Origin of the sequence: Streptomyces sp. NPDC057900 (genome assembly GCF_042887885.1) — a bacterium.
In the GTDB taxonomy this organism is placed as follows: domain Bacteria; phylum Actinomycetota; class Actinomycetes; order Streptomycetales; family Streptomycetaceae; genus Streptomyces.
This window is the reverse complement of record NZ_JBHVOI010000006.1, coordinates 398,478-410,552: the sequence shown is the minus strand read 5'-3', so window position 1 is coordinate 410,552 and position 12,075 is coordinate 398,478. Positions and strand designations below refer to the sequence as shown.

General features: G+C 72.2%; 6 protein-coding genes. 3 read left to right on the top strand and 3 right to left on the bottom strand.

Annotated features, from left to right (window positions below):
* Positions 1-26: 26 nt before the first annotated feature.
* Positions 27-1,472, bottom strand: a complete 1,446-nt coding sequence (locus ACFVQ0_RS24480) for a helix-turn-helix domain-containing protein (RefSeq protein ID WP_390091328.1) — start codon at positions 1,470-1,472, stop codon at positions 27-29.
* Positions 1,473-1,945: 473 nt separating this feature from the next.
* Here ACFVQ0_RS24480 and ACFVQ0_RS24475 point away from each other — a divergent pair, with 473 nt between their 5' ends.
* Positions 1,946-4,129 (top strand): discoidin domain-containing protein, encoded by a 2,184-nt coding sequence (locus ACFVQ0_RS24475; RefSeq protein WP_390091327.1) that lies wholly within the window; start codon positions 1,946-1,948, stop codon positions 4,127-4,129.
* 81 nt (positions 4,130-4,210) lie between these two features.
* On the opposite strand, the gene ACFVQ0_RS24470 is transcribed toward ACFVQ0_RS24475, so the two are convergent.
* On the bottom strand, positions 4,211-6,814 hold the full coding sequence (locus tag ACFVQ0_RS24470; protein ID WP_390091368.1) for a SpoIIE family protein phosphatase: 2,604 nt from the start codon (positions 6,812-6,814) through the stop codon (positions 4,211-4,213).
* Between the two features lie 354 nt (positions 6,815-7,168).
* Between ACFVQ0_RS24470 and ACFVQ0_RS24465 the strand changes: the two genes are divergently transcribed.
* Together ACFVQ0_RS24465 and ACFVQ0_RS24460 are read left to right on the top strand one after the other, a co-directional pair.
* Positions 7,169-7,654 (top strand): potassium channel family protein, encoded by a 486-nt coding sequence (locus tag ACFVQ0_RS24465; RefSeq protein WP_390091326.1) that lies wholly within the window; start codon positions 7,169-7,171, stop codon positions 7,652-7,654.
* A gap of 413 nt (positions 7,655-8,067) precedes the next feature.
* Positions 8,068-9,390 (top strand): geranylgeranyl reductase family protein, encoded by a 1,323-nt coding sequence (locus ACFVQ0_RS24460; RefSeq protein ID WP_390091325.1) that lies wholly within the window; start codon positions 8,068-8,070, stop codon positions 9,388-9,390.
* Positions 9,391-9,420: 30 nt separating this feature from the next.
* On the opposite strand, the gene ACFVQ0_RS24455 is transcribed toward ACFVQ0_RS24460, so the two are convergent.
* Positions 9,421-11,976, bottom strand: coding sequence for a SpoIIE family protein phosphatase (locus tag ACFVQ0_RS24455; RefSeq protein ID WP_390091324.1), 2,556 nt, complete (start codon positions 11,974-11,976; stop codon positions 9,421-9,423).
* Positions 11,977-12,075 lie beyond the last annotated feature (99 nt).

Genomic DNA, 12,075 nt, shown 5'->3' with positions numbered 1-12,075 from the left:
CCGCGGCCTAGGGCTTGTCCGGTGGATCAGCGGATCACGGCGGCCAGTCTGCGGACGAAGTCCTCCGTCTCCGGCCGGCCCGCGCCACGGGCCGCCAGTCTCCCGTGCAGCCCGCGCAGTTCCTGGCCGAGCAGGGTCGACGGGGTCACCTCCGTGGTGTCCAGCACCGGGCCCGCCACGGCCTGCGCCGCCGACAGGTCGCCCGCGCAGGCGTGGGCGTCCGCCATCCGGGCCAGGAACAGCATCCGGGCCGAGAGCATCCCGGCCGGCAGCAGGCCGAGCGCGGTGCCGGCCGCTCCGACCGCGCGCAGGGCGAACCGGCGGTCCCCGGTGGCCACCGCGAGATCGCGCAGCGCTCCGGCGGCGCCCGACTCCACCCGCAGCCGCACCGAGGCCACCGAGAGCCAGGGCGCCTCCGTCTCGTCCCGCTCCCCGACCCGGTCCAGCTGGGACCAGGCCCGGTCGATGTGCCCCAGGGTCTGCGCGGCGTCCCCCCGGACCGCGTGCCCGCGCGCCTGGTACAGATCGCTCAACGCCCCCGCCCAGGCCCGGCCCGCCGCGGCCTGCCGGACGGCCCCGCCGTACGCCAGCGCCGACGGGCCGTCACCCTCCAGCCGGGCCAGGGTGCTCATATCGCTCAGGGCGGCGACCTCGGTCCCCACATGCCCGGCCATCGCCGACCAGAGCAGCGAGCGGTCGAGCCAGGCCATCGCGGTGCCGTTGCGGCCCCACAACAGCCGCAGACAGCCGGCCGACTGCGCGTACTCAGCTGCCAGCGGGGCGAGTTGGTGCTGGTAGGGGGCGGCGGGCAGCGCCATCCACCGGAGCATCGCGTGCAGGGTGCGCTCGACGACGGCGGTCGCTCCCGGCCAGCCGCGTTCCTCGTCTGCGCGCAGACAGACGGCCAGCAGGGCGGTCAGCGCGTGCATGGTCTCGTCGTCCAGCGCGGGATGGGACGAGCATTCCGGGCCCAAGGCACAGAAGACGGCGTGCAGTTCGACGACATCGGCCAGCGCGGGCACGGCACAGCCGTCCCGGCCATGCACCGGGCAGGCGAGTCCGTACGCCGGAAGGCGGGCGGGCAGCGCGGCGCCCGGCGGCAGCATCGCGAGGAGCGCCCCGCCCGCGGGCTCTCCGGGCAGCGGGCCCCGGCGCGGCGGGCCGGCGGGCGGTGCGCCGGACGCCTCGCCCGAGGACCGCGCGGCCTCCAGCGCCTCGGCCGCCTCGCAGGCGGCCAGCAGGTCACCGCCCGCCATCAGCAGGTCGTCCAGCCTGCGGGCCAGCGGCGGCGGGGTCCGGCGGCTGCCGTGTTCGAGTTTGCTGATGGCGGTGTGGTCGTAGCCGACCCGGGCGCCCACCTGAACCTGTGTCAGCCCGGCCCGCCGGCGCCACTGGCGGAGCCGGACCCCGAAGGATCTCCACGCCTCCGCGCCGCCGGGCCCCGACGGCGCGGGGCCCATGTCACCGGTCACCGGAAACACCGTCGCGCCTGGTCAAGGGCGTCGCGCGTGCCATGCTCACGGCTCATGTCCCGGAGGATAGCGAGCACCCGCGCCCGCTGTCCCGGGGGCGTCGGCAAGATGTCCGGTAACAGGCGCGGTGGCCTCCGGTGCGCAGATCCTCCGTCCCGCGGCGGGTACCCGCGGGGAGTGTCCCGTTGCGGTGGCAACGGCGCGCATCACCTCGGTCACTCCATGTGTACGCACCATCATCCCCTGAATCGACGCTGCGTCAGATCCCCTGCCAGGTAACCGCGAAGGCGTGCGGAACCGGGTCATCCGTGAGATTTCCGTCGTCAACTCTTGTTCTCAACGACCGCAGAACAACCGGGTGTTGCACACCTATTGACGCGTGGGGAACGGAGGGAGAAGTATCCCCATCGGTCGGAGAGAGCGCTCTCCGACTTCGTGTCGTGCACCCGTACCGCGACTCAGGAGACTCACCCATGTACGCACCCCCCGTGTTCCACAGACCCGTGGCCTCGACCAGAAGAAGACGTACCGGCGTACTGACCGCCGTCGCCGGTCTCGTCGTCTCGCTCCTGGCCTTCGTCCCCTCCGCCCCGGCGAGCGCGGCACCCACACTGCTCTCGCAGGGCAAGACGGTGACCGCCTCCAGCCAGGAGAACTACGGCACGCCCGCCACCTCCGCGGTGGACGGCGACAACGGCACCCGCTGGTCGAGCGCCGCCTCCGACCCCCAGTGGATCAAGGTGGACCTGGGCTCCTCCGCCTCGGTCAGCCAGATCGCGCTGAAGTGGGAGACCGCCTACGCGAAGAGCTACAGGATCGAGTTCTCCACGGACAACAACTCCTGGAGCACCGCCTACTCGACCACCACCGGCCCCGGCGGGAACGAGACACTGAACGTCTCCGGGACCGCGCGCTACGTCAGGCTGACGGGCACCACGCGAGCCACCCAGTACGGCTACTCGCTCTGGGAGTTCCAGGTCTTCGGCACCACCGGCGGCGGGGGCGGCCCGCAGATTCCCGGCGGCGGCGACCTCGGCCCCAACGTGCTGGTCTTCGACCCCTCGACGCCCAACATCCAGGCCAAGGTCGACGAGATCTTCAAGAAGCAGGAGTCGGCGCAGTTCGGTGACGGCCGCTACGCGCTGATGTTCAAGCCGGGCACGTACAACAACCTCAACGCGCAGATCGGTTTCTACACCTCGATCGCCGGTCTCGGCCTCAAGCCCGACGACACCACCTTCAACGGTGACGTGACCGTGGACGCGGGCTGGTTCAACGGCAACGCCACCCAGAACTTCTGGCGTTCGGCGGAGAACCTGGCGCTCAACCCGGTCAGCGGCACCGACCGCTGGGCCGTCTCGCAGGCCGCCCCGTTCCGCCGGATGCACGTCAAGGGCGGGCTCAACCTCGCGCCGAACGGCTACGGCTGGGCGAGCGGCGGGTACATCGCCGACAGCAAGATCGACGGCCAGGTCGGCCCGTACTCGCAGCAGCAGTGGTACACCCGCGACAGCTCGATCGGCGGCTGGGGCAACGGCGTCTGGAACATGACGTTCTCCGGCGTCGAGGGCGCCCCCGCCCAGAGCTTCCCCAACCCCCCGTACACCACGCTCGACACCACCCCCGTCTCGCGTGAGAAGCCGTTCCTCTACCTGGACGGCAACGACTACAAGGTCTTCGTCCCGGCCAAGCGCACCAACGCGCGCGGCGTCTCGTGGAACGGCACGCCGCAGGGCGATTCCATCCCGCTGAGCCAGTTCTACGTGGTCAAGCCCGGGGCCTCGGCCGCCACCATCAACGCGGCCGTGCAGCAGGGCCTGCACCTGCTGTTCACGCCCGGCGTCTACCACGTGAACCAGACCATCAACATCGACCGCGCCAACACGGTCGTTCTGGGCCTCGGCCTCGCCACGATCATCCCGGACAACGGGGTCACCGCGATCAAGGTCGGTGACGTGGACGGGGTGAAGCTCGCCGGTCTGCTCGTCGACGCCGGTCCGCAGAACTCCCAGGTCCTGGTCCAGGTCGGTCCCGACGGCGCCTCCGCCGACCACTCGGCCAACCCGACCACCGTCCAGGACGTGTTCGTCCGGGTCGGCGGCGCTGGAGCGGGCAAGGCCACCACCGCCATGGTGATCAACAACGACGACACCATCGTCGACCACACCTGGCTGTGGCGCGCCGACCACGGAGACGGGGTCGGCTGGGAGACCAACCGGTCCGACTACGGCCTCCAGGTCAACGGCGACGACGTGCTGGCCACCGGACTGTTCGTCGAGCACTTCAACAAGTACGACGTGCGCTGGTCCGGCGAGCGGGGCAAGACGATCTTCTTCCAGAACGAGAAGTCGTACGACGCCCCCAACCAGGCAGCCGTCCAGAACGGCAGCACCAAGGGGTACGCGGCCTACAAGGTCGACGACTCCGTCACCACCCACGAGGGCTGGGGCCTGGGCAGCTACTGCTACTACAACGTGGACCCGACGATCATCCAGGGCCACGGCTTCGAGGCCCCGGTGAAGCCCGGGGTCAAGTTCCACGACCTGCTCGTCGTCTCGCTCGGCGGCCAGGGCCAGTACGAACACGTCATCAACAACACCGGAGCGCCCACGTCGGGGACGTCGACCGTCCCGTCCAACGTGGTGTCCTTCCCGTGACACCGCTCATGAGGTGAACGAAGGGTGCGGGGTCCGGCAGCCGCTGCCGGACCCCGCACCGCCGTCGGTGCGGGCCTGCCCCTATCCGGGTGGCGGCTCCGGCTCTCCGAGCGTCTGCTCCGACCAGATCACCTTGCCGCGCGCGGTGTACCGGGTGCCCCAGCGCTCCGCGAACTGGGCGACCAGGAACAGCCCCCGCCCGCCCTCGTCGGTGGTCGCGGCGTAGCGCAGATGTGGCGAGGTGCTGCTGCAGTCCGCCACTTCGCAGATCAGCGCCCGGTCGTACAGCAGCCGTACGGTGATGGGCTCGGAGCCGTAGCGGATGGCGTTGGTCACCAGCTCGCTGAGGATCAGCTCGGTGACGAACCCTTCCTCGTCGAGCCCCTGGTCGCTGAGCCACCGGGTGGCCTCCTTGCGGACGCCCGAGACGGCCGAGGCGTCCGGTGCCACCTCCCACTGCACGCGCCGGGCCGGGTCCAGGGTGCGGGTGCGGGCCACCAGCAGCGCGACATCGTCGCCCGGCCGGGTCGGCAGCAAGGACTCCAGCACGTCGTCACAGGTCTGCTCCGGGGTCCGGTCGCGGTCGGCCAGGGCACGGCGCAGCTCCGCGAGGCCCTCGTCGATGTCCCGGCCCCGGCGCTCGATCAGGCCGTCCGTGTACATGACCAGCCGGCTTCCCTCCGGTACCTCCAGTTCGACCGTCTCGAAGGGCATCCCGCCGATTCCGAGGGGCAGACCCGCCGGGATCTCGGGGAACTCGACGGTGCCGTCGGGCAGCACGAGAGCGGGTCCCGGGTGGCCGGCCCGAGCCATGGAGCAGCGCCCGGTCACCGCGTCGTAGATGGCGTAGAGGCAGGTGGCACCGGTGACGGCTACGCCGTCGTCGGTCTGTTCGTCCTGGTCGATCCTGACGACGAGTTCGTCGAGGTGGCCGAGGAGCTCGTCGGGCGGCAGGTCCAGCGTGGAGAAGTTGTGCACCGTGGTGCGCAGCCGGCCCATGGTGGCCGCGGCGTGCAGACCGTGCCCGACGACGTCGCCCACGACGAGGGCGACCCGTGCGCCGGACAGCGGGATCACGTCGAACCAGTCCCCGCCCACCCCGGCCTGGGCCGGCAGGTAGCGGAAGGCGACCTCCAGGGCGTTCTGCTCGGGCACGCCGCGCGGAAGCAGGCTGCGCTGGAGGGTCACGGCCATCTCGTGCTCGCGGGTGTAGCGCCGGGCGTTGTCGACGCTGACGGCCGCGCGGGCCACCAGTTCCTCCGCGAAGGACAGGTCCTCGGCGTCGAACGGCTCCTCGTTCTCCGTACGCCAGAAGTTCGCCATGCCGAGGATGACACCGCGCGCGTGCAGCGGCACGGAGAGCAGCGAGCGGAATCCGTGATCCAGGATTCTCGCGGCCTGTTCCGGGTCGGCCTGCCGCCACTGCTCCGACGCGGTCAGATCGGGCACCATCCAGGTGTGGCCGCTGCTGCTGCCGATGCCTTCGGGGTCGGTGGGCACGAATCCGATGACGCGGCCGAGCGGGTAGAAGGGGTGTCCGGTCCCGGCGCCGGACACGGCGGTGCGGCGGACGTTTATCACCTCGCCGGAGGGCAGCTCCGGTTCCTCGCCGCGCAGCACCGCGTCCGCGAGGTCGACCGTCGCGCAGTCGGCGAATCCGGGGGCGGAGACCTCGGCGAGTTCCCGTGCGGTCGTGGTGACGTCGAGGGTGGTGCCGATCCGGGCGCCCGCGCGGTACAGCAGCGTCAGGCGCTCGCGCACGGTCTCGGCCCTGCCTGTGACGACCCGCAGCTCGGTGGTGTCCCGCAGGGTCGCCACGACGCCCGGGGGCCCGCCGCGTTCGGCCGTGGGACGCAGGTTGATGGCGAGCAGCCGGTTCCCGGCCGGCCGCACCTCGTCGGTGGCGACCTTGCCGGAAGCCAGCAGTTCGGCGGTGCGCGGCTCCAGACCCAGCTCGGTCACGGCGCGCCCCTCGGCGTCGGCGGGCAGTCCGAGGAGTCTTCTGGCCTCGTCGTTGGCGAGCAGCAGCCGGTGTTCGGCGCCGATGATGAGGACGCCCTCGCGGACCGAGTGCAACACCGCGTCGTGGTGCTCGTACATCCGGGTCATCTCGGTCGGGCCGAGGCCGTGTGTCTGGCGGCGGAGCCGACGGCTCACCAGGGCGGCGGCGCCCGTCGTGAGGACCAGTGCGCCCAGCGCGGCACCGATGGCGAACGGGATGCTCGGCTGGGCCACGGCGTTCACGGTCTCGACCGTGATGCCCACGGACACCAGCCCGGCGACGGTTCCGTCGTGCCGCAGGACGGGGGCCAGCGAGACGACGGAGGGGCCGCGGCTCGTTGTGAAGGTACGGGTGAAGGCGCGGCCGTCCAGGGCTTCCTTGTACGGGCCGATGATGTGCTTGCCGATCCGTTCGCGGTCGGGGTGGGTGTAGCGGATGCCATTGGTCCCGGCGACCACGATGGACTCGACGCCGGTCCGCTCCCGGACTCTCTCCGCGAGCGGTTGCAGTACGGCGGTGGGGTCCTTGCTGTCCAGCGCCGCGGCGGTTCCGGGGGCGTTGGCGAAGGACTGCGCCACGCTCATCGAACGGGCCTCGGCCTCGTGGGTGCTGTCGCGTCTGCCCTGGAGCACCAGCGAGAGGACCGCGGCCGCCACGAGCAGCAGCACGATCCCCAGCGTCATGAAGAAGACCTGCCCGGCGACGGTGCGAGCGCTGAAGAGAGCGCGCACCTTGCGGCCGGCCGAAAGCCCTTTCACGTCCGGTTCGAAGGACGCATGCCGCTCACCGCCCGCGCGTCCGCCATCGTGCCGATGCGGCCGCCGGGCGGGGTGGTGAAACCACGCCCGGAACCGACCTGTACCACCCACATCTTCAGGTTTAACACGAAATGCCAGGTCCGGAATGCGGAGCGGGGCCACGGTGCGGGCCCGGCACGCCCTGCCGGGCCCCGGCAGGGCGTGCCGAACGGGTGACGCGGACTTCCTCCGGTGCGCGCCCGTCGCCCGGCCCCGGCGGCGGCCGGGCATGATCCCGAAATGGTGCCTGTGTTCCTGAGCAAGGCGGTCGAGCTGCTGCTCGGCCGGGAAGGCCGTTCGCTCCATCTGAAGGCAGTGGGCTGGGCGACGGTGCTCCTCGCGCTGACCTTGCTCGCCGGCTCCTGGGCGGTGCTCGCGGCGGAACAGCACGCCGGGCACTCCGCCACCATCACCAGCTACCCCCGGGCGCTGTGGTGGTCGGCGGAGACCGCGACGACCGTGGGGTACGGCGACTTCTACCCGGTGACCGTGTGGGGCCGGATCGTCGCTGTCGTGGTGATGGGCGTGGGCATCACCACCTACGGCATGGTCACGGCGGCTCTCGCCACCTGGTTCGTGGGGCACGAGCAGAGACGTCGGCACCGGCTCGCGGCCGCGGCGGAGCAGAGCGCGCGTCACGTCCGGGAGGAGACCGCCCAGCTGCACGAGCGCTTCGACCGGATCGAGCGGCTGCTCGCCGACGCGGGCCACGGGCCGCGGGAGTAGGCCGGTCCCGGTCACGGAAAGCGATCACCGGCCCCGCGGGGTGTGAACGGCGCACCGCAGGGCATAGGTCGGGTGACCGACAGGAGGTGGTGGCAGTGGGCCGCATCAGGGTTGTCAGGCGTCCCCAGCTTCCGTCGCGGCCGCCGCCGCTCGATCTGCGTACGCCGTCCGGGCGTCCGCTGCCGTACTGACCGTCAGCGTCCGCCTGTTCTCGTCCCTTCACCGCTTGTCCGCTCCGGGGCCGCACGCCGTGCGGCCCCGGAGCGCGTCGCGGTGACCGCACCGGACGAACCGGAATCCCACACACCTCGCACGCGTGATCACCCTGCCGCGGGGCGTCGCCAACCGGCAGGATGTCGGTGTACAGGGCCGCCCCGCCGGGCGGCTCGGGCCGCCCCAGGAAAGGGTTCCCGATGCGGGAAGCGCGTGCAGACCAGTCCTCGCCCGACGAGCGGTCCCCCGGCGGACCGGAGGAGGCGCAGGTGATCGTGGTGGGGGCGGGTCCGGCCGGGTCCTCCGCCGCCTTCCACCTCGCCCGCGCGGGCGTGGACGTGCTGCTCCTGGAGAAGTCCGGCTTCCCCCGGGAGAAGGTGTGCGGGGACGGCCTCACGCCGCGCGCGGTGCACCAGCTCATCCGGATGGGCGTCGACATCGACGCACCGGGCTGGACGCGGTCGCGCGGGATGCGCTGGGTGACCGGGGACCGGCAGGTGCGGATCGACTGGCCCGCGCTGGGCGGCTACCCGGATTTCGGCCTCACCCGCAGCCGCCACGACTTCGACGACATCCTGGCCCGCCACGCCGTCGCCGCCGGGGCGCGGCTGCGTACCGGGGTGAAGGTGACGGAGCCGGTGACCGACCGGGCCGGACGGATCACCGGCGTGAGCGCGGTGTCCGGGAAGGCGGACCCGGTGGTGCACCGGGCGCCGGTCGTCATCGCCGCCGACGGCGCCTCCGCGCGGCTGGCCCTCGCGATGGGCCTGCAACGGGACACCAGGCGCCAGATCGCCACGGCGGCCCGCCGCTACTACCGGAGCCCCGAGCGCTCGCGGGAGGAGTACCTGGAGCTCTGGGCCGACCTCCGTTTCCCCAGGAGCGACCGCTTCCTGCCGGGGTACGGCTGGATCTTCCCGATGGGTGACGGGCGCGTCAACGTGGGACTCGGCGCGATCCCCCACCGCCGCCACGGCAAGCCCGACCTGCGGGCGACCCTGGACCAGTGGCTGGCCCGTACACCGCCCGAGTGGGGGCTCCGTGAGGAGAACGCCGAGGGGCCCGTGCGCAGCGCGGCGCTGCCGCTGGGCCTCAACCGCCATCCGCTGTACACCCGGGGCCTCCTGCTGGTCGGCGACTCCGGGGGGATGATCAGCCCGTGGAACGGTGAGGGCATCGGGCAGGCCCTGGAGGCCGGGGAGGTCGCCGCCGAGAGTGCCGCGCTGGCCCTGGCGATGCCCGTGGGCCCACGGCGGGAAAGGGCGCTGCACCACTACCCGGCGGAGATGAACCGGCGCTGGGGGCGTTACTACCGGCTGGGCAACACGGCCGCCGATCTCGTCTTCAGCCGGTCGGGGTTCCAGCCCGTCCTGAACCGGTACGTGATGGGCTCGCCGTTCCTGCTCAACACGCTGGCCAGGCTGCTCAGCAATCTGACGGACAACCCCTCGCGCGATGTGATCGACCATGTCCTGAACACCGCGGTACGTCTCGTTCCCGCCCCGAGGACGCGCCGGCGCTGAGGGCGCCGTGCCGAAGGGCCCGAGCCGCGCTCACCGGGTCCGGGCCGTGCTGTCCGCGTCGCCGTCCGTGCCGTGGGCGTCGTGTGTCCCCTCCCAGCGGGCGGCGAGCAGCAGGGCGATGTCGTCAGGCCGGTCCGGGGCCTGCCTGGCCCGTGCGATCACGTGGTCCGCCGTTTCGGTCAGCGGGGCCGGGCCGAAATCGGCGATGGTGCGGCGCAGCCGTTCGATGCCGACGTCGATGTCCGTTCCGGACTGCTCGACCATGCCGTCGGTGTACAGGGCGAGCATCGCGCCCGTGGCCAGGTGCAGTTCGCTGACGGGGTAGGAGGCGTCGGGTGCGACACCGAGCACGATTCCGCCCGACAGGTCGAGCACCTCGGCCGTGCCGTCCGGGTGGCGCAGCACAGGCTGCGGATGCCCGGCGCGCACGGCTTGCGCGATCCCGGTGGCGGGGTCCAGGACGATGTAGCAGCAGCTGGCGAACTGGCCGGGGTCGAGGTCGATGAGGAGCCGGTTGGTGCCGCTCACCACCTCCTGCGGATCGTGCCCGCTGAGTGCGAAGGCCCTTACGGCGCTGCGCAGTTGGCCCATGGTCGCGGCGGCCGAGACGCCGTGCCCCTGGACGTCCCCGATGACCAGGGCCACCCGGTCGCCCGTCTCGATGACGTCGTACCAGTCGCCGCCGACTTCCATGCCCTGGGTGCCCGCGAGGTAGCGGCCCGCGGTGGCGACGTGGTCGACGACGGGCAGCCGGTGCGGCAGCAGGACGTCCTGAAGTCCGCGGGCGAGGGCGGCCTCGGTGTCGTACCGCTGGGCCCGTTGCAGTGCCTGGGCGATGAGACCGGCCAGCGCGGTCAGGATCGTGCGCTCCTCCGGGCTGAAGCCGCGCGGCTGGTCGAAGCCGAGGATGCAGGAGCCGACGTGCTGTCCGGAGGCGATCAGCGGCAGGAAAGCGCGGGCGCCGACATCCGCGTCCATCGGGATGCCGGGGTAGGCGGCGCCCAGGTGCTGCATGGACTCGAAGAAGATCGGGCGGCCGGAGGTCAGCGTCTCCACACCGGGGATGCGGGCGTCCAGTCCGACGCCGTCGAAGCCGTCGAGGAAGCCCTTGGGGAAGCCGGTCTCCCACTCCAGGTAGAGGCGGCCCTCCTTGAGGAGGTAGATCGCGAGCTGCCTGCCGCCGAACGCGGGCAGCAGTTCCTCGGTCACCACGGCGGACACCTGCCGGGCGGTGACGGCCTCGGTCAGCGCGATGGCCAGCGCGACCGGCCGGTAGAGCGCGGCGGAGCGGTCTGCGGGGGAACCGAGGCCCAGCCCGGGCGAGGACACGGAGCCCGGCGCGTAGGAGGGTTCCTCCGTGGGGGTGAGTACGGCCGTCAGCCCTTCGTGGCCGGGGTACAGGGAGATCGCGAGCCAGGGCGGCGGGTTGCGGCGGGCGAGGAAGTGGACCGGTTCGTCGGAGATCATGGCGGACCGGTAGTGGTCCTCGTACGCGGGGTTGGCGAACCACGGCAGGACCTCCCAGAGCACCCGCCCGACCAGTTCGGACCTGGCGTGGCCGAGGATCTGTTCGGCCAGGTCGTTGAGGTAGGTGATCCGGCCGAAGCGGTCCAGCGAGAAGATGCCCCTCGGCAGCCGGTCGGCCGCCTCGGGAACGACCGGGCCGATGCCGAGGTCCACCAGGAAACCGGTCAGGTGGCTCGCCGCACCGGCCCCGGTCCCGCCTTCCCGCCGGCCGGAGACCTCCAGCAGGTGGGAGCGGCCGTCGGGGCCGCGCAACCGCATCCTGCGTACGACGGGGCCGCCCGATCCCGCCGCCTGGCGGGCCAGGGTCCACAGTCCGTAGACGTCCTCCGGAGCCAGCCGTGCGGCCAGCGCGTCGATGGTCCCCGGGAACTGGTCGGGCTCCGTGCCGAGGATCGCGCACAGTTCGGCGTCGGCGACGACGGCGCCGCCGGCCAGCTCCCAGTCGAAGCGGCCGATCCGTACGGGCGGCGAGCTGCCCGCGGGCAGCTGGACGGGGAGCGGCTCCTCGTCCCAGCGCGGTTCCGTACCGCTGGACGCCAGCTCCGTCAGTGCGGCGCCCAGCTCCTCCGCGACCCTGTCGAGCCCGCGTCGTTCCGCTGTTCCCACCGGCTTTCCGGGGGTCGCCGGACGCAGCACGATCAGCACGCCGACCGGTTCGCCGTCGCAGCTGACCGGCACATACAGGGAGCCGAACGGGAACGGCAGGCCCGCCATCAGCTGCGGGTAGAGGCGCATGGCCTCCTCGGGGTCGGCGAGGTGGACGGCCTGGTTCCTGCGGAAGGCGTCGGCCACCGGGAACGGGCGGTTCACATGCATCCGCCACCAGGGGCGGAAGAGCGGTCCGGGCAGTCCCGCCAGCACCGCCAGCCGCAGCAGTCCCGGGGTGCGGGAGCGGAGAAAGGCACCGCCCGCCTGGCCGCCCGCGGCCTCGATCCCGTTCACGACGGCCTGGGCGAGCACCAGGGACAGTTCGTCCGGCGCCCGGCCGTCCTTCAGCCTCCAGGGCACACCGACGCCCTCGCCGAGCGGAGCACCCCGGGCCGCGCTGTACCAGGTCACCCACCCAGCATGCTCCCCGGCAGCCGTGCTCCGCACGTCAGACAGGGGCCTCACAGGACAGAGAGGCCCCCTATATACGTAAATGCACCCTTTACACTT

Excerpts from the sequence above, each read along its gene's own strand:
- ACFVQ0_RS24475 (WP_390091327.1), top strand. The coding sequence starts at position 1,946 with ATGTACGCACCCCCCGTGTTCCACAGACCCGTGGCCTCGACCAGAAGA.
- ACFVQ0_RS24470 (WP_390091368.1), bottom strand. The coding sequence starts at position 6,814 with ATGACGCTGGGGATCGTGCTGCTGCTCGTGGCGGCCGCGGTCCTCTCG.
- ACFVQ0_RS24465 (WP_390091326.1), top strand. The coding sequence starts at position 7,169 with ATGGTGCCTGTGTTCCTGAGCAAGGCGGTCGAGCTGCTGCTCGGCCGG.
- ACFVQ0_RS24460 (WP_390091325.1), top strand. The coding sequence starts at position 8,068 with ATGCGGGAAGCGCGTGCAGACCAGTCCTCGCCCGACGAGCGGTCCCCC.